We start from the raw sequence: 26,052 nt of genomic DNA, 5'->3' as shown, positions 1-26,052 counted from the left end.
GGTTTCCTTACTCATCAACGGCTCGCCGGCTGGCACGGAGATACAGGACCGCGAACACCAGCGAAATGATCACCAGGATGTTGCCCAGCGCGGCGCCCTCGCCGAACTTGAACTCCTGGAAGGAGAGCGCGTAGGACTGCGTGGCGATCGTCTGTGTCGAGTTGGCCGGTCCGCCGTTTGTTAGCCCAAGGATGATGTCCAGGACCTTGAGCGTGTAGACGACGCCGAGCACCAGGACCACACTCACTACCGGCCGGAGCATGGGCCACGTAATGTGCCGGAATGCTTTCCAGCCCGTGGCACCGTCCAAGGAGCCTGCCTCATACAGCTCGTCGGGGATCTCCTGCAGGCCGCCGTAAAGGATAGTCAGGTTGAACGGGATGCCGATCCAGATGTTCACGCCGACGACGGCGATCAGGGCCAGCGACGTGCTGGTTAGCCATGGCACCCCGGTGTCCACGATGTTCAGGTCACCCAGGAAGCGGTTCAGTGCACCGCTGTCCTTGTCCAGGATCCACCGCCACACGGCGCTGGAGACAATCAGCGGCAGCAGCCAGGGGAGCAGGAGCAGGCTCCGGAGGATCCCGTTGAGCGGGAACTTTTGCTGGAAGAAAATCGCCAGCGCCAGACCGATCACGAACTGGCCCAGGATGGACCCTACGGTGAACAGTGCGGTGTTGAGCAACGCGGTGGAAAACAACGACGACGACAGCACCGTCACGTAGTTGGCCAGCCCCACCCACGGGGCCTCGCCGGTGAAGAACGTGGCGGTTGTGTAGTCCTGGAAACTCATGACGACGTTCTTGACCACGGGGTAGCCGAAGAAGAGTGCCATGTAGACCACCGCGGGCACCAGGAACAGCCACTGGAAGAGGCGCTCCCGCCGCTGGCGGCTGCGTCGGCGCGGCGCCGCAAAGGTATCCTTCCTTCCGGCGCCGCCGGACTGCCGGCCGCCGGCCCTCCATCCGCCCGGCTTTCCCTTGGATGCCTTTCCATTGGGAGGTGTCGCCTGCGACAAATCAGTTGTCAGTGACATGGCCGCTGCCTACTGTCCCTGCGCTTGCTTCAGGGCCTCGGACGGGGTCGCCTTACCGGTGAGGGCCGTCTGGATGGCGGTGTAGATCTTGGTGGCCTGCGCGGGCCATTCCTCACCCAGCTGTCCCGTGCGGGCGCGGGCGGTTTTCACAAGTTCGGTGAACGTGGCGAGTTTTGGGTTTTCTTCGGCAAACTTGGCTGCCAGGGTCGTTTTGGACGGGATAGTGTTCCGGACCTTGGCCATGGCCAGCTGGTTTTCGTCGCTGTTGAGGCAGGAGACCACCTCTGCGGCCTTGGCCTGCCGGGCCTTGTTCCCGGTCTGCGGAACAGTCCAGACTTCTCCGCCGAGCGGGGCAACAACGGTCTGGCCGGCCTCCCTGACGGGTATCTTCACCACGCCGTACTGCAGGGAGGCCTGCTTGTCGAGGGAGGGGATCTGCCACGGTCCGTTGACCATCATGGCGGCCTTGCCGGCCAGGAACTGGTCCTTGACATCGGCCTGCGTCCAGTTCAGGGCGGAGGAGGACACCGAGCCGTCCTTCACCAGGTCGGTCCAGAGCTGCAGGGCCTGTGCCGTTTCCTCCGTGTCGATGTTCTTTTCGTTGCCGCCGTTGGACCACATGACCGGCAGGAACTGCCAGGTGCCTTCATAAGTGGGGTTGGCATTGAACGCCAGCCCGTATTGGTCCCCGGACGTCAGTTTGGCGGCGGCCGCTTCCAGCTCGTCCCACGTGGCCGGCGGGGTCACTCCGGCCTTCGTCAGGATGTCCTTGTTGTAGAAGAGGGCGATGGTATTGACAGTGGGGGCCAGCCCGTAGACCTTGTCCTTGTACGTGCCCGCACTGAGCACGCCGGGGGCGAAGTCGGCGGTGCTGATGTTGAAATCGGCCAGGGGAGCCAGGGCGCCCGTGGCCGCAATCTGCTGCAGGTCCGGGTTGTCCAGCATCAGCACGTCCGGCAAGGTCTTGGATGAGGACTGCTGAAGGACCTTGGAGATCAGGGATTTACCGGGCACCGTTTCCCGCTTGATGTTGACGCCGGCCTTGGTGCCGCAGGCGGTGAGGGCGTCGCCGATGAAGGTCTTGTCAGGTTCATTGTTGTAGTAGTCCATGACGGAGATCTCCGAGACTGACTCCGTGGATGATGATGAGGCGGCGGTACCGCAGCCGGAGAGCATGGCCGGCAGCCCGATGAGGGCGGTGACGGCAACGGCGAGAGGACGGCTCTTGGTGAATGCTGACTTCATTGTCTGTTCCTTGGGTTGTTGGGCTGAGTCATCGATGCGTATCGACAATGGGCAAAATGAATACTTCGGGCAGGGCGGTGCGAGTGGTGTTAGGCGCCGTGGGGTGGACGGAGCGTGCTGGAACGGTGCGTGATGACCGTGGGCACCAACTCCAGGGATTCGTGTGGTCCCTGGGAATCGGCGTCGAGAAGCTGGCAGATGATTTTCACCGCCCGGCGGGAGACCTCCGCGGGGCGCAGGTCGATGGTGGAGAGCGGGACGGGCTGGAGTTCGGCCAGAGTGGGTGAGGCGCTGCCAATAACCGAGACATCCACCCCGGGAGTCAGTCCCCTGGACGCGAGGGTCCGGCGCAGGATGTCCTGCACCGTGCCGTCCGGTGCGATGAAAGCCGGTACACCCGTGGTCCGAGCAAGGGCCCGGTCCACGGAAGCGGAAATGGTGTCCCGGTCCGCGCCGCCGGGCAGGTGCTGCACGGTGACGCCGAGGGTTCGTGCCGCGCTGTCCGTGCCAAGCATGAACCGGTCCACGTAATTCACATGGCGTTCCACCACTTCAGGCTGCCAGTCGATGACGGAAATAACGGAATGCCCCGCTGCGGCGAGGTCCCGGACGCATTGTTCGCCTGCCATTTCGAAGTCCGCGTCTATACAGACGAGGCCGGACGGGTCGCGGGGGATGCCGATGAGAACCACCGGTACGTTCAGCGTCCGCGCCACGGGAAGGCGCTCATCCTCGCCCTCGACCTGCATCAGGATGAGGCCGTCGCAGATCTGCTGTCCGACGACGCGGCGGAGCCCGGCGGCTCCTTCATCCTCAGTGACCAGCAGGATGTCGTGGTCGTATTGCCGGGCCGTGGAGGCGATGACGGAGACGAACTCCATGATGGAAGCCATATGCAGTTCGGGAATGAAGGGGATCACAAGCCCGATGACCCGGGTCTTGCGGCTGGCAAGCGCCCGCGCCCCGGCGTTGGGCTGGTAGGTCAGCTGCTCAATTGCCGCTTCGACCTTTCTTCGGGTTTTCTCGGAGATGGGCCGCTTGCCGCTCAGGACGTAGGAGACAGTGCTTTGGGCGACGCCGGCGGCTTCCGCAACGTCTTTGCTGGTTGGCACTCTTCTCCACCTCCTTTGTTCCTGGCACTCTTTGGGTCCCGAGCCTACCGGCTCCGGGCCGCGCCGGCGCTGGGTACATGTATGTTATCGATGCGTATCGTCGATGCGTATCGAGAAGAGTATGGCACGCATCACATTCGTGCGCAATGCTTATTTCGGTCCACAGCCCCGGCCGAAGCTGAACGGCGCCGGTTACAGCTCGAAGTGCGTCCTCGTCGGTCCCTGGCCCAAGGAATCCACAATGGCCGTTGCCACGCCGTGCAGTTTGACGTTCCGTGCACTTGAGGCCGCCTTCAGGAGTTCGAAGGCTTCCTCCTGGCTGCAGCGGTTCTGGGCCATGATGATCCCGATGGCGACGTCGATCGCGGTGCGGGACTCCAGCGTTGCCTTGAGGTTGGCCGCCGTATCGCTGAAGTGGGCGAAGCGCACGGCCAGCCGGAGGGCCATGGACGTCTGGCTGACAAAATCCTCGGCGAGCTCCAGGACCTTGCCCTCGAAACGGCCGGGGCGGTGGGAATAGAGGTTCAGCGCCGCGCGAGTGTCGCCCTCAAGCTGGAAGGGCACGGCGAGGATGGACCGGACTCCGTGCCCCAGGACTGTGGTGGAGTACGTCGGCCAGCGTTCGTGGGCTTCAAGGTCCTTGATGTGCACCGTCACCTGGTCGCGGGAAGCGGTCATGCACGGGCCGTCACCGAAGGCGTACTGGATTTCATCCATAGCTTGTGCTTCCGGGCTGCTGCTGGCCACGGTGGCCGCTTTCCGGTGCCGGAGCAGGGTGATCCCGCACAGGACGGCGTCCCCCGGTTCGGAGAGGCTGCGCGCGGAGACGCGCGCGAGTTCGTGGAGGAATTGCTCGACATCCGAGCTGTTCAACACCAATTCGTTCAGGTGCTGGCTGATGGACGTTGCGGTGTTTGCGGTCGACTCGCTGGCCACGATGTTCTTGCTGCCGTTTCGTTCAGGTCAAAACGAACCGGCAACGCGGCCGCCCACCTTGTCGGTCGCAAGGCGGGTAGCAGGCAGAGAACCGGATCGTAGAACTATCCAACGGCTCTCTGCTAAACCGTACCGGGAAATTATATACATCACTCGCCGGGCTCCGGACCCGTGTGACAAGGCCCACCCCCGGTCGTGCGCGCACCGCGAAGGAGGCCGTCGATGCCTGCCGAATCCGGGCCGAAAGTCCCTCGCAACCGGCCGCCACCTGCCGGATAGTTGGAGAAAAGCGGCCGCAGTCCGTCCCTCCACGCCGAGCTTCCTACGCCGGCTCACCGGACCCGCCTGGCGGCCTTGAGCCACGAGGCGAACGGCTGGCCATGAGCATTTTCGAGGACAGGGTAGAAGCGGGACGGCGGCTGGGGCAGCGGCTCGAATACCTTCGCGGCCAGAACATCGTAGTTCTGGGGCTGCCCCGGGGCGGCGTTCCGGTGGCGTTCGAGGTGGCCACGGCGCTGGATGCACCCCTGGACGTGATCGTGGTGCGGAAGCTGGGCGTTCCGTTCCAGCCTGAGCTGGCCATGGGAGCCATAGGCGAGGGCGGTGCCCGGGTCCTGGACAAGCACATCATTTCCCGCGTGGGCGTGACGCAGGCAGAGCTTGACGCCGTTGAAGACCGGGAGCGCGCCCTGCTCGAGACGCGGGTGGCCCGGTTCAGGAAAGGGCGGACCCGTGCGGATCTGAGGGGACGCACCGCGGTGATCGTCGACGACGGCATCGCCACCGGCTCCACGGCCCGCGTTGCGTGCCACATCGCCCGGCAGCTGGGCGCCGCCAGGGTGATCCTGGCGGTTCCGGTGGCACCGGCGGACACGCTGGCGGACCTCACGGAACCGGATGAAGTGGTCTGCCTGGCCACGCCGCGCCAGTTCACCGCCGTCGGATATCACTACCGTGACTTCTCGCCGACTGACGACGCCGAAGTCGTGCTGCTGCTCGACGCGGCAGCCAAGCGGCTGCACAGCGCCCAGGCCGTAGCCAACGGGACTGCCGTCGACGAGGACGTCCAGATCGAAGCGGGAGCGGCGCGGCTCCAGGGGCACCTCTACGTGCCGGTGGAGGGCGCCGCCGTCGTGGTGTTCGCCCACGGCAGCGGCAGCAGCAGGCACAGTCCCCGGAACCGTTTTGTGGCGTCGTTCCTCCAGCGGGCGGGACTGGGAACCTTGCTGCTGGACCTGCTCACCCCGGCCGAGGAACTTAATCGGGCCAATGTGTTCGACATCGGGCTGCTTGCCGGCCGGCTGACGGGGGCAACGGAATGGCTCGCCGGACGGCCGGAGACCGCCCGGAGCAGGGTGGGGTACTTCGGTGCAAGCACGGGGGCCGGGGCCGCTTTGTGGGCTGCGGCGGAACCCGGCGCCCGTATTGGCGCCGTGGTGTCGCGGGGCGGCCGTCCGGATCTCGCCGGTGACAGGCTCTCAGCCGTCCGTGCCCCCACGCTCCTGATAGTGGGCGGGGCGGACCGGGAGGTCCTGGAACTGAACCGCTGGGCCCAGGCACTGTTGCGCTGTCCCAGCCAGCTGTCCGTGGTTCCGGGGGCCACGCATCTTTTCGAGGAACCCGGCACGTTGTCGGAAGCCGCGGCGCTGGCCAGGGACTGGTTCCTCCGCTACCTTCAGCCGGGCGGGGACGGGGCCGGCGACTGATCCAACCGCTTGTCCCGCAATATCTCCTCATACAATGAGATGTGATCGGCCACCATCCGGCCCACGCTGAAGCGCAGCTCGGCGGCCCGGCGGCAGGCAGCCCGGTCCAGGCCAGGGGCCAAGGTCAGGGCCTCGGCGAGGTCGTCTATGCCGGTCCGGAGATAACCGGTGACGCCGTCGTCCACTATTTCAGGGGCCGCACCGGAACCGGTGCCCACCACCGGGGTGCCCGTTGCCAGTGCTTCGATCATCACCAGGCCGAACGGTTCGGGCCACTGGATCGGGTTGAGGAATGCCGCTGCACCGCCCATGAGCTGATATTTTTCCGCGACATTGAGTTCTCCGAGGAACTCCACCTCCGGCCCAAGGAGCGGGGCAACCTGGCTGTCGAAGTATTCCTGTTCCTCCCGGCCTTGGATCCGGGCGGACAGCAGAAGCCTGAACCCGGCCTGCCGCGCGATGAGGATGGCCTCCCGCGGCCCTTTGTCCGGGCTCATCCGCCCGAGGAACGCCGCGTAGCCGCCGGTGCCGTCTCCCACCGGCACGGCATCAACGTCGATTCCGTGATGGATCACCCGGGCGATCCGCACACCCCCGGCATCCGCCGCCTGCCGGTGCGAAATGGCCACCATGGCCACATCCGGCCCCATCAGCCGGTAGAGGTCGCCAAGGCGCGAGCTGAACGGCCCGTGGTTGGTGGTGACCACGGGAAGCGAGGCCGGGCGGTAGCGGAAAAAGGGACCGGCCACCGTGTGGTCGTGGACGAGGTCCACGTCCGTCAGGGCGGCATAGGCCAAGGCCACATGGTAAAGCTCGGCACCAGCGGACCAGGTGGCCGACGAACCGAAGCTGGGCTCCGGCATGTCCGGAACAAGGGGAACCGGGCAGGTGCTTCCCGCCGGGGCGGCCAGCAGCACGTCATGACCGGCGGCTACGAGTCCGCGGGCCAGCCCGTCAACCACCACTTCGGTGCCGCCATAACGGGGCGGCGGGACCTGCAGCCAAGGGGGAGCGATCAGTCCGATACGCACGTTGGATCATCTCCTCGGACCCGGGGACGCCGCAGTTTGCCGCTCGATCAGATTCCCAGCCGTGCAGGTGGATGCCCAGTGCCTTTAGTCCCGTTACGCTGTCTATTGAGCCCCTGTGTCGGTCTTGGTACTGTGTTGGTATCAGTCTGGGGTTGATGCAATAGAACTCGGTGAAGCAGTCCGCCGTGTGTGTGTCTCACTGCTGTGGGGAGTCGCATGAGCCCGGACCTTCCGGTAGTCACCATGTATCGGTCAAACAAAATTCTTCTTAGTCGCCCGAGCGGCGCACCTTTTACTGCGCCTGCCGCTGGACTGGCCGACGGCCTCTTCCGCGGTCCTTGCCTTCGGGGACGCCATGTGGCGTGAACCGATCCGCCGGCGCACCGAGGACCTGCTGCGCGACTTCGTGGCCCGGGCAGATGAATTGGTGCGCGCCCAGGACCAGATGCAGGGCCTGCTGGGTGCCGTGGTTTCGCTCACCGAAGACCTCAGCCTCGAAGCCGTCCTGGACCGTGTGGTGCAGTCAGCCTGCGAGCTGGTGGGCGCGCGCTACGGCGCGCTGGGCGTGATCGACGGCGATCATGAGCTGGGGCACTTCATCACGGTGGGAATCGACGACGACGGCGTCCGCCTGATCGGCGACCTCCCTACGGGACGCGGGGTACTGGGGCATCTGATCCGCCAACCAGAGGCACTGAGGCTGGAGGATCTGACCGCGCACGAAATGGCCAGCGGGTTCCCGCCCAACCACCCGGACATGAAGACATTCCTTGGGGTGCCGGTCAGGGTCCGCGGTTCCGTCTTCGGAAACCTCTACCTGACGGACAAGCTCGACGGCGGCCCCTTCACCGCAGAGGACCAGGAGCTCGCTTCCGCCTTGGCGGCGGCTGCCGGCGTCGCAATCGAAAATGCCCGCCTGTACGAGGACACCCGACGCCGGCAACGTTGGCTGGAGGCCGGGCTGGAAGTCAGTGACCAGCTGAGTTCGGCGATGTTCCCCGGCGAAACCGACAACCTGGACCTCGTGGCCGAGCGGGCACTGACTGTCTCGGATTCGATCCTCGCCGTGATTGCCTACCCTGACGCCGACGGCATGCAACGGTGCCGCACCATGGTGGGGGCCCAGTCCCTTCCTGCCGGCCAGGAGCTGCCTGCGTCCAAGGCCATCGCCGACGTCCTGGAAACCGGGCTTTCCGCCCTCGTCAGGGACCCGTACGAGGTCTTTGGGCCGGGAACGGACGAGAAACTCGGCCCCCTGCTGGTGGCTGCCCTGGGACGGAAGAGCGGTGAACGCGGCCTGCTGATCCTGGCGCGTCCCCCGGGAGGTCCGTTGTACCTCCAATCGGACATCCAGTCCTGCGCCGTTTTCGCCTCCCGGGTTGGCCTGGCGCTCGGGCTGGCCAGGGCGCGGCGGCGGCGGGAAGAGCAGTTGCTGTCAATGGACCGCGACAGGATTGCGCGGGACCTGCACGATCTGGTGATCCAGCGGCTCTTCGGTGCCGGGCTGAGCATGCAGAGCCTGCGTCGCTATGTCCCGGACCCTGTGGCCCAGGAACGTATCTCTGCGGTGACAGCCGAATTGGACAGCACCATCCATGAGCTCAGGGACACCATTTACTCAATGCGGACCGGCCACGGCCTGAAGGAGCCGCTCACCGGCCTCATCATGCGGACCATTCACGAGGGGATCCGGAACTCCGACTTTTCCCCCAAGGTCCAGCTGACGGGACCGGTGGACGAAGCGGTGCCCGATGCCGTCGTCGAGCAGTTGCTGCCGGTGCTGTCCGAGGGACTGAGCAACGCCGTCCGGCACTCCGGGGCGGACGAAATCGAGATTTCGCTGACCGCCCGGCCCGACGGCGTGGAACTTCGGATTGCGGACAACGGCTGCGGGTTCGAAAATCCCGACCGCATCAGCGGCATCGCAAACATGAAGCACCGGGCCAGGGCACTGGGCGGCGAGTGCTCCATCACGAGCAGCCCCGGGCACGGCACCCGACTGACATGGACCGCACCGTCGAGATGAACTGGCTGCGTCAGCGCCCTAGTCCACCGGCCACTAGCCGCGCAGTTCGAAGCCCAGCTTGGCCAGGATGCCGGCAACCTGTATCGTCACCGCAGTCCGCGCGAAGCGCGTCTCCTCGCTGATCTGGCTGTTGGTCAGGCCCTCCGCCATGAGGGCCAAAACCCTCAGTTCCTGTGAGCTGAGGCCGCTGAGCCCGCGGTTCGCCTGCGCCTTGTACAGGCTCTCCATTACCTTGCGCTCGGTGCCGGGCTCCAGCAATGACTCGCCGGTGGCCACCCGGCGGATTCCCTCAACCAGCGCGGTTCCGGGTAACTGCCGGAGCACGTAGCCGGCTGCTCCCGCCAGCACGGCGCTGCTGAGTGCATGGTCGTCGTCGTAACTGCTCAGGAGCAGGCACCGGACGCCGGGATTGTCCGCGAGAATTTCCCGGCACACTTCGATGCCGGTGCCATCCGGCAGATGGGCTCCGATCACCACGAGGTCGGGACACAGTTCCGGGATCCGGCGGCTTGCTTCGGAGGCGGATCCGCTCTCGCCAACCACCGTGAAGTGAGCTTCTTCCAGCAGCTCGCGGAGTCCTGTCCGGACCAGCGCATGGCTGTCCAGGATGTATACGCGCGTTCCCCCAACAACGGTGTTGTCGATTGCTGGGTCAGTGGCCACCGTGAGCATCACCCAGTCCCGGCTTCATCTGATCCGGCACGGCACGGCCCGTGTGCCGGCTGCCGCTCCGGCGGTTATGGAATGCGTAGTACAGCAGGCACACGCCGACTATCAGCGGCACCACGGCGGTGAGGTACTCCATGGTGCGGAAATTCACGGCCGACTGGATGGCGAAGGACAGCCCAAGAACGGCCAGCACAGCCGCCGGGATTAATGGCCACTTCATCCTCTCCGGCGTGAGGGTCAGCGCTGCAAAGGTCGCGGCGAACCCCAGGAACAGCACCGCGGCCACCGGTGTGCCGTCCAGGCCCGGCGGCAATGCCACCACCAGTGCAAGGGTGAGCAGGACGCCGCAAGGAATCAGCGCCCACCAGTTGGCCCGCTCCCGGAGGTACACGGCAGCGAAGCCGGCGGAGATGAAGAGGAAGAACAGCGAACCTGGCCAATCGCCCGCCACCCCGGGCCACAGCTGTGTGGTGGCGACCACCGCGGCAAGCCCAAGGAGGACAAAGCCCGGGATGGCTGCCCACCAATTGGCGCGGCTTCTGGAAAACACTGCCAGGAAGGCGGCGCCGGAGGCGCCAAAGATGAAGGGCCACACCAGCAGTGCGGTGTCGAGGATGCGCAGGGCGTCCAACAATAAGAGGATTCCGGCCAGCAGGAGGACCACGCCTGCGATGATGCTCGCCGTTGTTGCTTTCATGACGATGCTCCCGGGACTTGGCGCGCGGGGCGTGCCGCGCTGATGCATTCAGGTTATGGCTTGGGTACGAACCGTGATCAGGGCACAAAGTCACTGAACGCCCAGGGGCCTGCCACGGGGATGCCCGGCTTCACCCGGACGTGGGACCCGGTTCCGGTTCGGCAACCTTCGAGTCCTGGCCCACCACGAGGACCGGGCAGTGTGCGTGCGCGGCGCAGGCTCCGCTGACGGATCCCATGACCTGGGTGAGGAACCCGCCTTCCCCTCGCCGGCCCACCACCAGCAGCTGCGCATCGCGGCTTTCATCGACCAGGGTCTTTGCCGGCGGACCGAACTTCACGGTGCGGGACAGCCGCGCCGGAGGTTCTGCCCCAAAGGCCCTTTCCACGGCCTGGTCCACCAGGCGCTTGGCTGTCTCTTCGAGTTCCTCCATGCTGGGGACCCGCCCGGCAGGCATGTGCGAAGCGAGGTAGAAATCAGAGGTGCCCAGGCATGTGATGATCTCCAGCGGGGCGTTGAGGCTTCGGGCCATTCGTCCGGCGAGCTGCAAGGCAGCCGTGGAGAATTCGGAACCGTCCACTCCCACCACAATGCGTTCTTCAGTGTTCATGGGTTCCAGCGTGCGCCGCCCGGCACCCCTTGCCTAGGGTCCAAAGTCACCGGGGTTCCGCCATGACTTTCGGCTCTATTGACTTAACCGTCCGAGGGACGATCCTTAATATCAATCCGGTTCGGAGGTCAATGATGCCGCTTTCTGAACATGAAAAGGACATCCTCAGGCAGATGGAGCAGTCGCTTCACGAGGACGATCCGCAATTCGCCGCGCGCATGGAGGGCCAGTCCTGGTCGCTGATGCGGCGGATCGTCCTTGGTGCCCTGTGCGTGGTCTGCGGATTCCTTGCAGTGATCGCCGGCGCCGCCTTGCAGATTGTCTACCTGGGCGTCGCCGGGTTCGCCGCGATGGTGGCCGGCGGCTATTACGCATCCCTGGGCATCAGCCCGAGCAGGCTTCCTTTCGGCCGGCCGAGCCTTGGTTTGCCGGGCCAGTCGCAGCACATCTGACAGCCATCCCGGATGACTTCACCCGGCGAGGTGCCCGCCGCCCCGGGTTCCGCAAGCTCCCGCCCCGGCCTCCGGCCCCTTCGCTGGGCATGGATCGCCGTTGCCGCCATTCCCGTGGCGTTCGTGGCCGGAATGCTCATCGGGGAGGGCCTGTTGACCCTGCAGGGATACACCGGTGAGGACTCAGTGCCTCCGGGAGTGGTTGCGCTCGCAGCAGGGCCGGCCCTGCTGCTGATCCTGGCGCCCGAGCTGGCCGCGGCGGTGCTCGGATTCAGGGCCCGGGGCCGCGGCGAGGCGCGGGGCCTCATACCGGCAGTCATCGGCATCGTGGCCGCCGCCTTCAGCATCATCACGAACACCCTCCCGCTGCTGTTCCGGCTTGGCTGAAGGCCGCCGGCAGGCAGGGGCGTTCCTTCCTAGGACTCAGAGGGCCATGCTGAAAGGCTGCATCCGTACCGCTGCGCCTCTAGGGTGGAATGACGACGGCGGCGGCGCACGGTCGCGGATGACCGCCGGCCGCCAACTACCCAGAGGAGTTCCTGATGAGAGTTGCTGTAACCGGAGGAAGCGGAAAACTGGGCAGGAGCGTGGTCCGCAGGCTCACCGAGGACGGCCATGACGTCCTGAACCTGGACCGCACGGGCACCCGGGACCGCGGTTTCACCGAGGTTGACCTGCGCAATTACGGGCAGGTCCTGGACGTCATCCTGGGCCTCGATGACCGCCACGAGGGCTTCGACGCGATCGTGCACCTGGGGGCCATCCCGGCTCCGGGCCTCGCGCCGGATGCGGCCACGTTCGAGAACAACATTCTCGCCACCTACAACGTCTTCCAGGCCGCACGCCGGGCCGGAATCAAGAAGGTGGTGTACGCCTCCAGCGAGACGGTGCTGGGGCTGCCGTTCGACGTCGATCCTCCCTACATCCCGGTGGATGAGGAATACCCGGCCAGGCCTGAAAGCACTTACTCGCTGGTGAAGCACCTGGAGGAGCAGATGGCCATCCAGCTGACCCGCTGGGACCCGGAACTGAGCATCACCGGCCTGCGGTTCTCCAACGTGATGGACCCTGAGGACTATGAGGCTTTTCCCTCCTTCGACTCCGACGCCTCCCTGCGGAAGTGGAACCTCTGGGGGTACATCGACGGGCGCGACGGCGCGCAGGCCGTGGCCCGCGCGTTGGAGAACGGCAAGCCCGGATTCGAGGCGTTCATCATTGCCAACGAAGACACCGTCATGAGCCGGTCCAGCGCCAGCCTCGCAGCGGAAGTCTTTCCGGACGTCAAGGTGGTCAAGGAGCTCGGCGAACACGAGACCATGCTTTCCATCGACAAGGCCAAGCGCCTCCTGGGGTTTGCCCCGGAGCACACATGGCGGACGTACCACTCGAACCGCACCACGCCCACCGAGGACTGAGGAGAACCATGCAATACCGCACACTAGGCAACAGCGGCGCCGTCGTTTCCAATTACGCGCTGGGCACCATGACCTTTGGCGCAGAGGCCACCGAGGAAACATCCTTCGCCATTCTTGACGACTACTTTGCAGCAGGTGGCAACTTCATCGATACTGCGGACGTCTACAGCCAGGGCGTCTCGGAAGAGATCATCGGCCGCTGGCTGGCCGCCCGTCCCGACGTCAAGGACCGCGCCGTTCTGGCCACCAAGGGACGCTTCCCCATGGGGCAGGCCCCGAACGACCTCGGAACCTCCCGCCGCCACCTCACCCGGGCGCTGGACGACTCGCTGCGCCGTCTCGGCGTCGAACAGATCGACCTGTACCAGATGCACGCGTGGGACCCCATTACGCCCCTGGAGGAGACGCTGCGCTTCCTGCATGACTCCGTCAGCAGCGGCAAGATCGCCTACTACGGGTTCTCCAACTTCCTGGGCTGGCAGCTGACCAAGGCGGTGCACCTGGCCAAGGCCCATGGCTGGAGCGCGCCGGTAACACTGCAGCCGCAGTACAGCCTGCTGGTCCGGGAGATCGAATCAGAGATTGTTCCTGCGTCACTGGACGCGGGGATCGGGCTGCTGCCGTGGTCCCCCCTTGGCGGAGGCTGGCTCTCCGGCAAATACAAGCGCGATGAGGCTCCGGCCGGCGCGACCCGGCTGGGCGAGAACCCCAAGCGCGGCATGGAAGCCTGGCAGGCCCGCAACGACGATCCCCGCACCTGGGAGGTCATCGGAACGGTCGAGAAGATCGCGGCGGACCACGGAGTGAGCGCATCCCAGGTGGCACTGGCCTGGCTGGCGGACCGGCCGGCGGTTACGTCCGTGATCCTCGGCGCCCGCACCACGGAGCAGCTGGCGGACAACCTCGCAGCCGCGGACCTGGAGCTGACGGAGGAGGAGACCCGGCGGCTGACCGAGGCCAGCCAGCCACGGGTGGGCGTGTACCCGTACGGTCCCATGGCCCAGGAGCAACGCAACCGGAAGATTGAGGGCGGCCGGTAGCCGGCGCACAAGCAACTGACAAGGGAGGCCGACGGCGGCAGGAGGCTGCCGCCGTCGGCCTCCCTTACTTGTCACCGACCGCCTGCTGGGGGATAGGATCTGTTTACTATTCGCTGGGGGAGGACGGTCTACGTGGCAGGGTCGCAGCAACGGAACGTCGCCATTTTCCTGGACATGGAGAATCTCTTTGGCGGGTACAAGAACGACGTCACGTCCGTACCGCTCGCCACGGTCGTGCGTGACATCGAAAAGGTCGTGGAGGATACGGGTCTTGGCGGGCAAACGGCACTGACGAGGGCATATGCCAACTGGGGCAGGGCAGATATGGGCGGCTACCGGAGCCAGCTGCTGGCCCACAACATCAAGCCCGTGCAGGTTTTCTCGTTTGACCAGAGCAGCAAGAACGCCGCGGACATTGAACTGGTGGTTGATGCACTGGAAGTGGCCGCTGATATGCCCTGGATCGAGCTCTTTGTGGTTGTCAGCGGAGACGGCGACTTCGTCCCGTTGCTCCGCCGCCTGCATGCGCTGGGAAAGCGTTCGCTCGTGGCCACCACGTCACAGCCGAAAGCCGGCGTCGTCAACAAGGTCCTGCAGTCGGTGGCCGACCATTTCCACGTCATCGACATCCCGGCGCCGCCTGCCGCCGCGGTTGTCCCGGCGGTGAAGAAGCCCCCGGCCTCGGCAAAGCCGTGCCGGAAGAAAACCGGAGGGCAGCACACCGAGCTTGAACTCTACACAGCCAGTGTCCATGCGTTCCTCAAAGACGATCCCTCCCTCTGGGTGAAAGGCCTGGTGAACGCTCCCCGCCTCGGCCAGCTCTTGAGGGACCGCTGGCCCAACGTGACCTACAGGACCTTCGGATATAAGACCCTGAAGGCATTTGCCGAGGAAGGCTGCGGGTTGAAAGTGACCAGCAAGCCTGTCGCCCGGGCGGCGACCGACGCCAAAGCGAGAGCGGTTCCCTTAGCTAAGCGGTAGAACCTCGTAGCCGTCGGTCTTGGACACCAGCTGTCGGCCGTGGTTGCCGTCGAAGCGCAGCCACATCACTGAGGAATCATGGGTGGCGTCTTCCACCTCCCCGGTGCGGACTATCCGGCCGTCGAGCCGCAGCTCCACCCGGCTGCCAATCAACTGCTGCCAGGTTGAGGTTGGGTCAGGTGCGGGGGCGGTCATCCGGGGGTCCTCTTCTGTGAACGCTAACAGTCATGGAATGCTATCCACCAAGAGGGTGTGAAGCAAATCACACTCACTGCGTGGAAGTCGGGCGCGTGCGCTGGGGCCGGGAACGCCTCTCGATTCGGAGGCCGCCGCGTTGCCGACGCTGGGATCAACCCTCCAGGTCAGATCTCGACGAGGAACTGCGTGTGGGCGTACCGGACGCCGTTGATCTGGAGCTCCAGAGCGTGGCTGCCCGGATGGTGCACCCGGGTGGTCATCTGGCGGAACGCATGGCGTTTGGACACTGTCCGGGTTTCGCCGGGATTCAGGGTCAGGGCCGCCAGTTTGAAGACCTTCTCCGTTTGTGAGCCGTTTGCCTTCATGTAGTGCACGATGTAATCCACCGCGAGCCTGGCCGGATCGACACCCGTGTTGGAGATCTCGAATTCGAAGGCGAGGTCCGCCGGCAGGGCCACGGTGTGCCGGTCCAGCCTCGGCGGGGATACCGAGAGGGACGCGGGAGCGAACCCCTGCAGGGCCAGTGCGCCCGGGTGGGCCTTCTTCACGAGGGTGCGGAGTCCATGCCGGACCACCCACGGAGTATTGGCGTCCGGCGCGGCAGTCCAGCCGGCAGCTGCGGCCAGCACCGCCTCGGGAGAATGGCGTGCCAGGTCGTTGAGGTGATTGGCCACTGAACGCCGGACGTACTCGTGTGGATCCCGGTAGAGCGCGTCCAGGATGGGAATCGTGGCGTCCGGGCGCTGGACCAGGCCGGGAATCCGGACCGCCCACGGGAGATACGGTCGGGTGCCTTCGCTGGCGAGGCGGCGCACATGCTGGTCAGGGTGGGCGGTCCAGGTCAGGACGACGGCGAGTGCACGGTCCAGGTCGGCGGCCAGCATCCGCCGGATGGCGAATTCCCCGGTCAGCCGCGGAGTCAGTTCGGCCAGAAGCTGGAGGCAGTCTTCAAAATCCGCGGACCGGGTCGAATTCAAGGCCAGCGTTACCGCTGTTTCCGTAACCGGCCAGAGCGTCCAGCCGGTGAAGCCAGGATCCAGGAGGGCGCTCCGGAAGACGCGCGCCGCCGTCGAATAGTCCGCCGGACTGGCGGCAGCGGCAAAGTCGGCGAGCAGTCCCCGGCTCACATGATCGGTGCGTTCGCGAAGGCTCAGGTTCCCCAGGGAAGACCCTGCGTCGCCGAGGTTGGACCAGCAAGCCCCGGGGGCGGCGTCCGCGAGGACCCGAACCAGCCGGCCGACGGCGGCCTGGTCAATCAGTTCGTTCATGGCACCCATGCAGTCAGGCTACCGTGTGCAGCCAGGTTGCCGTTGCCCCGTCCCGGCCTGGCTGCCGGTGGCCAGGCGGCACTGGCTCTTCGTGCCGCCGCGAGCCAAATCCTGGGAATCGGGATAATCTCAGCGGACACAAATTTTCAAGACTGCATAGGCGGAAGCGGGACATGACTGAAGATCGATCACGGAAATCGCCCCACTGGTGGCGGGTCTTCCACGACAAATTCGTGGTCGAAGAGCGGTTCATGAGCGCTGACTCCAGGAAGAACCTCTACCGCATCGCAGTGACCCTGATGATTGTTGGCGCGGTGCTGTTTTCGCTCGCCCTGACCGGGGTGCTCGGAAAAGACGGCCTTACCTTCATGGACGAGCCGGTCAGGGCGTGGCTTGTCACCCAGCGGTCGGAGCCGCTCACCGCCGTCATGATCTTCCTTGCGATCGTGTTCGGGCCAGTGGCGTTGCCGATCATCGTCCTGGTGGTCACCGTGGCCTGGGGCATCGCCGCCAAGCACGCCTGGCGGCCCATGCTGCTGGCCGGGGCAATGCTCACCGGAGTTGCGCTCGCCCAAATCATCGGGCGGTCGGTCGGACGGCAGCGGCCGCCGCTGGACCTCATGCTGTTCGGTCCGGACGTCACCTTCTCCTTCCCCTCCGGGCACGTGCTCGGTGCTTGCGACTTCCTGCTGGTCACCACGTTCCTGATCTTCTCGCGACGCCAAAGTACCTGGCCGGCGGTGGCCGCCTTCGCCCTGGCCGTTTTCGGGATTTTCCTGGCATCCATCAGCCGGCTCTACCTCGGCTACCACTGGGTCAGCGACGCCCTGGCCTCTCTGTTCATCTCCTTCGTCGTTCTGGGCGCCGTCATCGCCCTGGACACGTGGCGAACGGCGCGCATCCCGGGAGAACAGATCACCGGTGAATTGTCCAAGGCCGATACGGTGGAAAGCTAGGAGCAGGCGGAACTTCTTGGGGAGTCCTACCTGATCGCGGGCGGCCGGACCTGAATACCCGATCATCTGCGTAAATCACCTCTGCGGGGGTCAGCCCCGCGGGCGAGAGCGGGCCTTCTTCAGCTCGATCCTGAGCTTCGCATTGGCTGCCTCGAGTTCCAGCACCTTCGCCACTCCGGCCAGGTTGAGCCCCTCGTCCAGCAGTTCACCGATGCGTTTTAGCACCGCGAGGTCCGCGTCGCTGTACTGCCGCGTCCCTCCAGAGGTGCGGTCCGGAGTGAGCAGACCCTTCCGTTCGTAAAGCCTGATGTTCTGCTGGCCCGTTCCCACCAGGTGGGCCACCACGGAGATCGCGTAGAGGCCTGTCTCCGCATTGCGCTCGGCCATGATCCTCCCCGAAAAATTCGTGCAAATTGGTCTTGCAACAGTCTCCCACCGGTGCTATAAAAAATCTATACCCGCCACCATAGATATGTGAGGCGGGCGGCCCAAGAGAATGCAATAACCACATGCTGAAGGAGTGGGAAATGATGTTGATGCGTACGGACCCGTTCCGTGAACTGGACAGGCTTACCCAGCAGGTGTTTGGAACCGCGGCCCGGCCCGCGGCCATGCCGATGGATGCCTGGCAGGAGGACGGGGAGTTCGTAGTCGCGTTCGATCTGCCGGGAGTCGACATCGACTCTGTGGACCTCAATATTGAGCGGAACGTGCTGACTGTGCGGGCTGAACGGCGCGATCAAACTCAGCCCAACGTGGAACTGGTCGTTTCGGAGCGCCCCCGCGGCGTCTTCAGCCGCCAGTTGATCCTCGGCGACACCCTGGACACGGACAACGTCAAGGCCAGCTACGACGCCGGCGTGTTGACTCTCCGCATCCCGGTTGCCGAACAGGCGAAGCCGCGCAAGATCGAAATCGAAACCAAGCAAGACAAGATGCACGAGATCAGCACCTAGTCCCCAGTGGAACCCGCGGGGCGGCAGCCGGCCGGTGCCGGCGGCCGCCCCGCCACGCAGCGGACAGAAGTGGCACCGCCATGATCAACCAGTCCCCGGACTACTACGACGTACTCAACGTGGCCAGGACAGCCACAAGGCAGGAGATATCGCGCGCCTACCGGGCGCTGATGCGCCTCCACCATCCCGACCTCGAGGGCAGGTCCAGCAGCGCCGGCCCGGACACCGGCGGCGGACCGAAAAACGGCGGCGCGGACAATAACGGGCTGCTGGGCATTATGGAAGCCTTTGCGGTCCTCAGTGATGCCAAAACGCGTGCTGAATACGACCGGACATTATCCGTTTCCCGTCCTGGCGGGGGAGAACCCCGTGAGGTGCCGGTCCGCCGGACTTACACTCCGCAGCCGCCGTTGCTGCGGGTCACACCAGTGCTTTGGGAGCGCGGCCCCTGGCCGGGCACCGGATGAGTAGAGAAGGAGCAATCCATGAGCGCCTGGCGCCGTTATGATTCCCATCTGATTCCGGCGTTCCATGAACGCTTTGAGCAAAGGTGGGGCGTGGGCACGGCCCCGTTCCTGGACCCCGAAGCCCATGAGGAGCCGCTGCCGCGGGCCCAGTGGATCCATCCGGAGACGGGTGCGGCACTGGCCGTGGTGCCCGTCTGGACGCCGGATGACAGCCAGCACCGGTCCTTTGGGGTCTTTTATCTCCCACCGGGCGGCGATATCTGGGTGCTGCGCCCTGGCTTCACGGGCTACCTTGAACCCGCAGCGGATGAGACGGAACACCTGATTACGCTCCGCAACGACGCGTTCAAAAAAGCCCTGGCGCATGCCAAGGAATTCCTCTTCGGCTCCGACGCCGCGGTGCACTAAAATCAGTCCACCACCCGAACTACATAAGGGATCAAGCAGATGAAGCACTCCGCCAAAGACCTGGCTGCCAGGATCCCGCCGTCCTTCACGATGGGCGTGGCCACAGCCGCCTTCCAGATTGAGGGAGCCCTCGACGAGGACGGCCGCGGGCCCTCCGGGTGGGACGTGTTTGCCCGGAAGCCCGGCGCCATAGTGGACGACCACAGCCCTGTCACAGCCTGCGACCACTACCACCGCATGCCTGAAGACGTTGCGCTGATGAAGGAACTGGGGGTGGATTCCTACCGGTTCTCGCTGTCCTGGTCCCGCATCCAGCCCGGCGGCAGCGGGCCGGTCAATCCGAAGGGCATCGACTTCTACGACCGGCTGCTGGACCAGCTGCTGGCCAGCGGCATCTCACCCATGGTGACGCTCTACCACTGGGACACCCCGCTGCCGCTCGACGAGGCCGGCGGCTGGTTGAACCGGGACACGGCGTACCGGCTCGGCGAGTTTGCCTCTATTGCGGCTGCGGCCTTTGGCGACCGCGTGGCCCGCTGGGTCACCGTCAATGAGCCTGCCACCGTGACCACCAACGGCTACGCCCTGGGACTCCACGCGCCGGGCGAATCGCAGTTGCTCAAAGCGCTCCCCACAGTCCACCACCAGCTCCTCGGCCACGGCCTGGCCATGCAGGCATTGCGGGCTGCCAACGTACCCGGCGAAATAGGCATCACCAATGTCTATTCGCCCATGGTTCCGGCCTCGATCAACCCGCTGGACAAGCTGAGCACGGCGCTGATGGACGTTTTCCAGAACAGGCTCTTCGCGGATCCGGTGCTCCTCGGAAAGTACCCTGACGTCGTCCGGGCCGCCACGTTCTTCAGCTCGTTCAGCCCCTCCGATGAGGACATGGACCTGATCTCGCAGCCGTTGGACTTCTACGGGCTCAACTACTACATGCCAACGCGGGTTGCGGCAGGTCCCGGCGACGGCGCCGTTCCCCCGGGGATGGCCGAGGCCATGGGGGATGACCTCAGCGGCAGCGCTCCCGGCGCACCGTTCCACATCACTGAGTTTCCGGATGCCGAGACGACTGCGTACGGCTGGCCGATCAGGCCCGACTACATGCCCGTGGCCCTAGCCGAGATGGCCGAACGCTACCCGGAGCTGCCCCCCGTCTTCATCACGGAAGGCGGAGCGAGCTTTGAGGATGTGGTGGTCCGGGACAAGGCCGGGGACAGGATCATCATTCCGGACGAGCGCCGCCTGCGCTATCTTGCCGAGCACATCTCCAGCGCGGTGGAGGCCACCAGCCCGGGGGGACCTGCTGAATCCATTGACCTGCGTGGCTACTACGTATGGTCCCTTCTCGACAACTTCGAGTGGTCCGCGGGCTATAAACAGCCCTTCGGACTCCTGCATGTTGACTTCGAGACGATGGCCAGAACGCCCAAGGCGTCCTACTACTGGCTGCAGGAGCTGCAGGAAGCCCGCAAGGAAGCCGCGGCTGAGGCTGTTGGCGAGAGTGCAGCCGGGGAACCGGAGCCCGTAGCCTGACGCGTCACCTGCGGCCGGCCGGTATGCACACCGGCCGGCAAGGGTGCTTGAATCAGACGATCCTGAGGTCGGCCAGGCCTTTGGTGATGCCTGCGCCGTCGGGGGAGTAGATCCACGGAACGGTTGAACCGGTGTGGTCGCCGTTCTCCGAGTGGCCGCCGGCCAGCACGGACTCGCCGACCGAGAGCTGGCGGATGGCAATGGCGGCTACGCGGTCGCCATGATCCCGGGCGAACCGCGAATAGATCTGTTCGTCGTGCTGGCCGTTGTCGCCGATCAACAGCCACCGCATGTCGGGGAATTCCTTGGCGAGCCGGTCCAGGTTCCCGTTCTTGTGCTCCTGGCCGCTCCGGAACCAGCGGTCCTGGGTCAGCCCCCAGTCCGTCAGGAGGAGTGGACCGGCCGGGTACATGTTGCGGGTCAGGAACCGTGCCAGCGTGGGTGCGGCATTCCACGGCCCGGTGGACAGGTAGATCACCGGCGCATCGGGGTGCTCCACCACCAGCCGGTCCATGAGGACCGGCATGCCGGGCGTGGCCATCCGTGCCCGCTCACTCAATACGAAGGTGTTCCACAAGGCCAGGAACGGCCTGGGCAGCGCCGTGACCATCACGGTGTCGTCGATATCCGACACGATGCCGAACTTGGTCTCAGGACCTATCACGATGATATTGGCCTGCACGGCTTCGGTTCCGACAGCCCGGAGCGTCGCCGTGTGCCAGCCGGGGGAGAGCGCTACCTCCACCACGGTGTCCACCAGGCCGCCTCGGTCCGCCTTGACGCGCGTGGTCACCCCCTCGATCTCGATGTCCACCTCGGTGAACTGGAGGGGCACGCTGGTGAACGCCCGCCAGCCGCGGATGTTCTGGTTGCCGTTTTTCGCGGCGTGCTCGGCGCGGCTGCCCGGCTTCGGTTTGGTGGTCAGAACCACCCGGCCAAGGACCCGCACCCACGACGTGGAGCCGTACCCCTGGTAGGCGACCGTCTGCGGAATAAAATTCCAGCGCCGGGCCAGCTTGATGCGGGCGGTATTGACCGTGTCCGAGACCTTGTGGGCCGCCCGGAACGCATGATTTCCGGACACCGATGATTCCTGCGACGCCAATTCCATGTCTCCACTCTGCCACAACGGCGCCCATCGCCAACCGCGCGGTGCCACTAAGGCGCCGCACCGTAACAACAGAGTCAGCCGTCGCCCAACAGCCATCGCAGGGTGTCGGCGTTCCGCACGGCGTTGCCGCCGCCGTCGTTGTTGAAATAGACGAAGACGTCCTTGCCCTGGCCCTGCCACTCCCGGACGCGGTCAGCCCACCACCGCAGGTCGTCGTCGGAATACGATCCCCCGTAAAGGTAATCATGGTCCGGCCCGTGCAGGCGGACGTACACGAACGGCGCCGTGGCCCGCAGGATGCAGGGCAGGAAGGCGCCGCTCATGATGCAATAGGCAGCCTCGTGGCGTTCCAGCAGGGCATATACCTCGGGATGGTCCCAGCTGGGGTGGCGGAATTCCACCGCCACGCGCACCCACCAGGGCAGCGCCGCGAGGAAGTAGTCAAGCCGGGCGTCGTCGCGGGCGAAACCCGGCGGGAGCTGGACCAGCAGGACCGCCCGCTTGTCGCCGAGCTCATGCCAGCACCTGATGATCCGTTCAACCCAGACCTCGGGGGCGTAGAGCTTCTTCGCGTGGGTCAGTCCGCGCGGGGCCTTGACGGACATCATGAAGCCGTCGGGAAGGCGCCGGCGCCAGCTGGCGAAGGATGATTCCCGCGGCCAGCGGTAGAAACTCGCATTCAGCTCCACCGTGCCGAAACGGGCCGCGTAGTGGGCCAGACGGTCGCGCGCCGGAAGTCCCGGCGGGTAGAGCACGTTCTCCCAGTGGTCATAGCTCCAGCCGGACGTTCCGATGTGGATCCCCATGGCGTCCTTCGAACTCAGCCAGCCGCCGCAGCAGCGGCGCTGACGTCGTCAAGGCCAACATGGCCGGGGCCGAATCCGAGGTCGGACACGGTCAGGGACGAGTTTCCGAAGTTCCGTTGCAGCATGCCTTGGATAGTAGTCGGCCCGGTCCGGTTGTGGCACTGTAAGGTCCATGGCACACATCGAGGACTACGCGGTAGTGGGGGACCTTCACACGGCGGCCCTCATCAGCACTGAAGGCTCCATCGACTGGCTCTGCCTGCCGCGGTTTGATTCCCCCGCCTGCTTCAATGCGCTGCTGGACACGCCGAAGGCCGGGCGGTGGCTGCTGGCGCCTGCCGGGGCCGGGGACTGCACCCGGCGCCATTACCGCAAGGGAACGCTGATTCTTGAGACCGAATGGGAAACCCCCAGCGGCAAGGTGAAGGTCATCGACTTCATGCCGCCGCGGGACAGCGTGGCGGACATTGTGCGGATAGTTGTGGGTGTCCACGGGTCCGTCCGTATGCGCGGCGAACTGGCGCTCCGGTTCGACTACGGGCACATCGTGCCGTGGGTCCGGCATGATGAGCACGGCATCCACGCCGTCGCCGGGCCGGATGCGGCCTATCTGGTCACCAAGGCCCCGCTGCGCGGCGAACGCATGAAGACGGTCAGCGACTTCACCGTCCATGCAGGCGAGAGGGTCCCGTTCGTGCTGACCTGGACCCCCAGCCACCTGGACCGCCCCCGGGCCATTGACCCTGAGGCGTACCTGGAGTCAACGGAATCGTTCTGGCGGGAGTGGTCCGCCCGATGCAAGATCACCGGCCCGTACCGGGAGGCCATCCAGCGCTCGCTGATCACTCTCAAAGCGCTGACGTACGCTCCGACCGGCGGCATTGTTGCCGCCGTGACCACGTCCCTCCCGGAACAGCTGGGCGGACCGCGCAACTGGGATTACCGGTACTGCTGGCTCCGGGATGCCACGCTGACGCTGCAGGCGCTGCTCGCCGCCGGCTACACGGAGGAAGCCGCCTCCTGGCGGGACTGGCTGCTGCGGGCGGTGGCCGGGGACCCGGCCGACCTGCAGATCATGTACGGCATCCACGGCGAGCGGCGGCTGCCGGAGATGGAGTTGCCCTGGCTGGCCGGATACGAAAATTCGACCCCCGTTCGGATCGGAAACGGCGCCGCGGGTCAGCTCCAGCTGGACGTGTGGGGCGAGGTACTGGATTGCCTGGCCCTGACCCGGCACTCCCTGCTGAAGCATACCGACGAAGCCTGGGACGTCCAGGTCGCCCTGATGGAACACCTCGAGGGGGCCTGGCGACGGCCGGACAACGGCCTGTGGGAAATGCGCGGGCCGCAGCGCCACTTCACCCACTCAAAGGTGATGGCCTGGGTCGCGGCAGACCGCATGGTTAAGGGCGTCCGGGACTTCGGCCTGGTGGGACCCGCTGACCGTTGGGAGGTCCTGCGCGACACTATCCACGCCGACGTCATGGCGAACGGCTTCGACGCTGAACGCAACACCTTTGTCCAGTCCTACGGCAGGCCCGAGCTGGACGCGAGCCTGCTGCTCATACCCCGCGTCGGGTTCCTGCCGCCCGACGACCCCAGGGTGGTGGGCACCATCGACGCCGTGCAGCGGGAACTCACCCGCGACGGCTTCGTGCTCCGGTACCGTCCTCAGGACTCCGACGACGGACTGCCGGGCGACGAAGGCGTCTTCCTGGCCTGCTCGTTCTGGCTGGTGGAAGCACTCATCGGCGTGGGCCGGCGCCGCGAAGCAAGGGAACTGTTCGACAGGCTTCTGGCGCTGCGCAACGACGTGGGCCTGCTTAGCGAGGAATGGGGCGTGGAAGCGGGGCGACAGCTGGGGAACACGCCGCAGGCGTTCAGCCACTTCGCGCTGGTCATGAGTGCCATGGAGCTGCACGAGGACAGTGTGCAGCGCAGTGACGCCCCCGTGCACGGGCACTAACGGTCACATTTGGTTCAGCTGGGGACCGCGGTCCCCCGCGTGGTTCCATGGTCAGGGAACCTATTGGAACAGGCACGAAGGAGTGTGGACCGGTGAAATTTGCGCGTCTTGGAGATGCCGGCAGGGAGCAGCCGGCCGTTCAGCCCGGCGGGCCCGAGTCCAACGGGAAGTGGTATTCACTCGCCGGCATCACCGCCGACATTAACGGAACGTTCCTTGGAACCGGTGGCATTGACCGGGTTCGCGACGCGCTCGCAGCCGGGGACCTGGCCGAGATCCCCGATGCCGGCAGCCTCCGCCTCGGAGCCCCGCTTTCCCGCCCCGGCGCCGTCGTGGGGATCGGCCTGAACTACGCCGGGCATGCCGCCGAGTCCGGCGCCGCGGTGCCGGAGGTGCCGGTGGTGTTCCTGAAGCCAAGCAACACGGTGGCAGGGCCGTTCGACGACGCCCCCATCCCGCCGCTGTCGCGCAAGTACGACTGGGAAGTTGAGCTGGCCGTGGTGATCGGACAGCGAGCCTCCTACCTGAAATCAGTGGACGAGGCCGCGGGCTGCGTCGCCGGCTACGTGCTGGCCAACGACCTGTCGGAACGGGACTACCAGCTGCCGGGCGCGGCGGGGCAATGGGTCAAGGGAAAGTCGCTTCCCGCGTCAACGCCCCTTGGCCCCTGGTTCGTCCCGGCCGCAGACCTGGACCCGTCGGCCCTGCGGCTGCGGACCTGGGTGAACGGCGAGCTGCGCCAGGACTCGTCCACGGCGGATCTCATCTTTGACGTCCCGGCCGTGGTGCACCACCTGAGCCAGTTCATGGTGCTGGAACCCGGTGATGTGATCCTTACGGGGACACCGGAGGGGGTGGCTCTGTCGGGGCGCTTTCCCTACCTGCAGGACGGCGACGTGCTGGAGCTGGAGGTCGAGGGACTGGGCCGCCAGCGCCAGGTTCTCCGCCGGACCACGGCACCCTAAGCGCAACCCGAAAGCCCTCGCCAAGGGTTCCGGCTTGTGGAACTCCGGGCGCCAGCGCCTGACAACTCCTGGGGACTTCCGAATCCAACACAGGTAAGTATACTTACTAATACCTCAGGTTGGGGTAAAAACGGAGGAGTTGCAATGGCTGGACATTTCGAGCTGGTTGATGCCCCGGATGGCGGCTACCGCGTCAAGCTCATCGACGGAAGCGGAAACCTGATGGCCATCTCGGTGACATTTCCAACCAAGCGCGCCGCGGCGGCGGGTGTGGCCAAGGCCCGGGAGATCGCCGGAACCGGGTTGATCCGGGACCTAAGCGTTAGCCAGGACTCGGAACCGCTGAAGCAGCCGCCCGTGCGGCAACATGTGAAGGCACCCAAGAACATCGGCGTTCTGGGTTCCGGTAGGCCCACCGGAGCCACGGGTGTCAAACGCGCCCGGACGCACTACTGA

28 protein-coding genes are annotated in these 26,052 nt (G+C 65.6%); 15 read left to right on the top strand and 13 right to left on the bottom strand.

The features are described from left to right. Positions 1–7: 7 nt before the first annotated feature. The 4 genes from ARTH_RS17580 to ARTH_RS17565 all read right to left on the bottom strand — a co-directional run bounded on the left by ARTH_RS17580 (position 8) and on the right by ARTH_RS17565 (position 4,329). Complete coding sequence (locus ARTH_RS17580) at positions 8–1,036, bottom strand: carbohydrate ABC transporter permease (protein ID WP_011693291.1); 1,029 nt, start codon at positions 1,034–1,036, stop codon at positions 8–10. Positions 1,037–1,045: 9 nt separating this feature from the next. Beyond that, on the bottom strand, positions 1,046–2,281 hold the full coding sequence (locus ARTH_RS17575; RefSeq protein WP_011693290.1) for a sugar ABC transporter substrate-binding protein: 1,236 nt from the start codon (positions 2,279–2,281) through the stop codon (positions 1,046–1,048). An 89-nt stretch (positions 2,282–2,370) separates the two neighbouring features. Continuing rightward, a complete protein-coding gene (locus ARTH_RS17570; protein WP_011693289.1) occupies positions 2,371–3,393 on the bottom strand; it encodes a LacI family DNA-binding transcriptional regulator in 1,023 nt (340 codons plus the stop codon). 192 nt (positions 3,394–3,585) lie between these two features. Then, complete coding sequence (locus ARTH_RS17565; protein ID WP_011693288.1) at positions 3,586–4,329, bottom strand: GAF and ANTAR domain-containing protein; 744 nt, start codon at positions 4,327–4,329, stop codon at positions 3,586–3,588. Between the two features lie 380 nt (positions 4,330–4,709). Here ARTH_RS17565 and ARTH_RS17560 point away from each other — a divergent pair, with 380 nt between their 5' ends. Beyond that, entirely contained in the window at positions 4,710–6,035 is a 1,326-nt protein-coding gene (locus tag ARTH_RS17560) for a phosphoribosyltransferase (protein ID WP_011693287.1), read from the top strand. On the opposite strand, the gene ARTH_RS17555 is transcribed toward ARTH_RS17560, so the two are convergent. Then, the gene (locus ARTH_RS17555) at positions 6,005–7,066 is read right to left on the bottom strand and encodes a glycosyltransferase family 4 protein (protein ID WP_011693286.1); all 1,062 of its coding nucleotides are present in this window, start codon (positions 7,064–7,066) and stop codon (positions 6,005–6,007) included. The two genes, ARTH_RS17560 and ARTH_RS17555, sit on opposite strands and share 31 nt — an antisense overlap. A 355-nt stretch (positions 7,067–7,421) precedes the next feature. Here ARTH_RS17555 and ARTH_RS17550 point away from each other — a divergent pair, with 355 nt between their 5' ends. Further along, positions 7,422–9,092, top strand: coding sequence for a GAF domain-containing sensor histidine kinase (locus ARTH_RS17550; protein ID WP_011693285.1), 1,671 nt, complete (start codon positions 7,422–7,424; stop codon positions 9,090–9,092). A 33-nt stretch (positions 9,093–9,125) separates the two neighbouring features. On the opposite strand, the gene ARTH_RS17545 is transcribed toward ARTH_RS17550, so the two are convergent. The 3 genes from ARTH_RS17545 to ARTH_RS17535 all read right to left on the bottom strand — a co-directional run bounded on the left by ARTH_RS17545 (position 9,126) and on the right by ARTH_RS17535 (position 11,068). Beyond that, entirely contained in the window at positions 9,126–9,764 is a 639-nt protein-coding gene (locus ARTH_RS17545) for a response regulator transcription factor (protein WP_011693284.1), read from the bottom strand. Further along, positions 9,745–10,458, bottom strand: a complete 714-nt coding sequence (locus ARTH_RS17540; protein ID WP_011693283.1) for a hypothetical protein — start codon at positions 10,456–10,458, stop codon at positions 9,745–9,747. Before ARTH_RS17540 ends, ARTH_RS17545 begins: the two co-directional genes overlap by 20 nt. 130 nt (positions 10,459–10,588) lie before the next feature. Continuing rightward, positions 10,589–11,068, bottom strand: a complete 480-nt coding sequence (locus ARTH_RS17535) for a universal stress protein (RefSeq protein WP_011693282.1) — start codon at positions 11,066–11,068, stop codon at positions 10,589–10,591. A 131-nt stretch (positions 11,069–11,199) separates the two neighbouring features. Here ARTH_RS17535 and ARTH_RS17530 point away from each other — a divergent pair, with 131 nt between their 5' ends. From ARTH_RS17530 to ARTH_RS23230, 5 genes are all read left to right on the top strand, one after another. Beyond that, positions 11,200–11,520, top strand: a complete 321-nt coding sequence (locus ARTH_RS17530) for a DUF3040 domain-containing protein (protein ID WP_198011521.1) — start codon at positions 11,200–11,202, stop codon at positions 11,518–11,520. A gap of 12 nt (positions 11,521–11,532) precedes the next feature. Continuing rightward, positions 11,533–11,907, top strand: a complete 375-nt coding sequence (locus tag ARTH_RS17525) for a hypothetical protein (RefSeq protein ID WP_011693280.1) — start codon at positions 11,533–11,535, stop codon at positions 11,905–11,907. Between the two features lie 155 nt (positions 11,908–12,062). After that, positions 12,063–12,935: an NAD-dependent epimerase/dehydratase family protein gene (locus ARTH_RS17520; RefSeq protein ID WP_011693279.1), complete on the top strand. Its 873-nt coding sequence runs from the start codon at positions 12,063–12,065 to the stop codon at positions 12,933–12,935. Between the two features lie 8 nt (positions 12,936–12,943). Further along, on the top strand, positions 12,944–13,975 hold the full coding sequence (locus ARTH_RS17515; protein WP_011693278.1) for an aldo/keto reductase: 1,032 nt from the start codon (positions 12,944–12,946) through the stop codon (positions 13,973–13,975). Between the two features lie 132 nt (positions 13,976–14,107). Then, a complete protein-coding gene (locus ARTH_RS23230; RefSeq protein ID WP_011693277.1) occupies positions 14,108–14,956 on the top strand; it encodes an NYN domain-containing protein in 849 nt (282 codons plus the stop codon). On the opposite strand, the gene ARTH_RS17505 is transcribed toward ARTH_RS23230, so the two are convergent. Both ARTH_RS17505 and ARTH_RS17500 read right to left on the bottom strand, forming a co-directional pair. Beyond that, positions 14,942–15,151, bottom strand: a complete 210-nt coding sequence (locus ARTH_RS17505) for a hypothetical protein (RefSeq protein ID WP_043430028.1) — start codon at positions 15,149–15,151, stop codon at positions 14,942–14,944. The genes ARTH_RS23230 and ARTH_RS17505 overlap by 15 nt on opposite strands. 167 nt (positions 15,152–15,318) lie before the next feature. After that, entirely contained in the window at positions 15,319–16,431 is a 1,113-nt protein-coding gene (locus ARTH_RS17500) for a DNA alkylation repair protein (protein ID WP_011693276.1), read from the bottom strand. A 164-nt stretch (positions 16,432–16,595) separates the two neighbouring features. Between ARTH_RS17500 and ARTH_RS17495 the strand changes: the two genes are divergently transcribed. Continuing rightward, the gene (locus ARTH_RS17495) at positions 16,596–17,378 is read left to right on the top strand and encodes a phosphatase PAP2 family protein (protein ID WP_011693275.1); all 783 of its coding nucleotides are present in this window, start codon (positions 16,596–16,598) and stop codon (positions 17,376–17,378) included. Between the two features lie 90 nt (positions 17,379–17,468). Here the strand turns inward: ARTH_RS17495 and ARTH_RS17490 are convergent, their stop codons facing one another. Continuing rightward, positions 17,469–17,765 carry a MerR family transcriptional regulator gene (locus ARTH_RS17490; RefSeq protein ID WP_011693274.1) on the bottom strand — a complete coding sequence of 99 codons (297 nt, stop codon included), beginning with the start codon at positions 17,763–17,765 and terminating at the stop codon, positions 17,469–17,471. A 143-nt stretch (positions 17,766–17,908) separates the two neighbouring features. Between ARTH_RS17490 and ARTH_RS17485 the strand changes: the two genes are divergently transcribed. The 4 genes from ARTH_RS17485 (at position 17,909) to ARTH_RS17470 (ending at position 20,748) form a co-directional block, all read left to right on the top strand. Next, entirely contained in the window at positions 17,909–18,334 is a 426-nt protein-coding gene (locus tag ARTH_RS17485) for an Hsp20/alpha crystallin family protein (RefSeq protein WP_043431030.1), read from the top strand. Between the two features lie 80 nt (positions 18,335–18,414). Further along, the gene (locus ARTH_RS17480; protein ID WP_011693272.1) at positions 18,415–18,801 is read left to right on the top strand and encodes a J domain-containing protein; all 387 of its coding nucleotides are present in this window, start codon (positions 18,415–18,417) and stop codon (positions 18,799–18,801) included. Between the two features lie 18 nt (positions 18,802–18,819). Further along, the gene (locus tag ARTH_RS17475) at positions 18,820–19,209 is read left to right on the top strand and encodes a hypothetical protein (protein ID WP_011693271.1); all 390 of its coding nucleotides are present in this window, start codon (positions 18,820–18,822) and stop codon (positions 19,207–19,209) included. 39 nt (positions 19,210–19,248) lie between these two features. Next, positions 19,249–20,748: a GH1 family beta-glucosidase gene (locus ARTH_RS17470; RefSeq protein ID WP_011693270.1), complete on the top strand. Its 1,500-nt coding sequence runs from the start codon at positions 19,249–19,251 to the stop codon at positions 20,746–20,748. 52 nt (positions 20,749–20,800) lie between these two features. Here ARTH_RS17470 and ARTH_RS17465 read toward each other — a convergent pair whose 3' ends face one another. Together ARTH_RS17465 and ARTH_RS17460 are read right to left on the bottom strand one after the other, a co-directional pair. After that, complete coding sequence (locus ARTH_RS17465; protein ID WP_043430025.1) at positions 20,801–21,859, bottom strand: App1 family protein; 1,059 nt, start codon at positions 21,857–21,859, stop codon at positions 20,801–20,803. Between the two features lie 74 nt (positions 21,860–21,933). Further along, a complete protein-coding gene (locus tag ARTH_RS17460) occupies positions 21,934–22,665 on the bottom strand; it encodes a DUF72 domain-containing protein (RefSeq protein ID WP_011693268.1) in 732 nt (243 codons plus the stop codon). A 172-nt stretch (positions 22,666–22,837) separates the two neighbouring features. Here ARTH_RS17460 and ARTH_RS17455 point away from each other — a divergent pair, with 172 nt between their 5' ends. The 3 genes from ARTH_RS17455 (at position 22,838) to ARTH_RS24330 (ending at position 26,052) form a co-directional block, all read left to right on the top strand. Further along, a complete protein-coding gene (locus ARTH_RS17455; protein ID WP_011693267.1) occupies positions 22,838–24,631 on the top strand; it encodes a glycoside hydrolase family 15 protein in 1,794 nt (597 codons plus the stop codon). Between the two features lie 92 nt (positions 24,632–24,723). Beyond that, positions 24,724–25,596: a fumarylacetoacetate hydrolase family protein gene (locus ARTH_RS17450; RefSeq protein WP_011693266.1), complete on the top strand. Its 873-nt coding sequence runs from the start codon at positions 24,724–24,726 to the stop codon at positions 25,594–25,596. A gap of 144 nt (positions 25,597–25,740) precedes the next feature. Further along, complete coding sequence (locus tag ARTH_RS24330) at positions 25,741–26,052, top strand: hypothetical protein (RefSeq protein ID WP_011693265.1); 312 nt, start codon at positions 25,741–25,743, stop codon at positions 26,050–26,052.

It is taken from the genome of Arthrobacter sp. FB24, assembly GCF_000196235.1.
Lineage (GTDB): Bacteria > Actinomycetota > Actinomycetes > Actinomycetales > Micrococcaceae > Arthrobacter.
The sequence above is the reverse complement of the archived record's forward strand: the minus strand, read 5'-3'. Positions and strand labels throughout refer to the sequence as shown.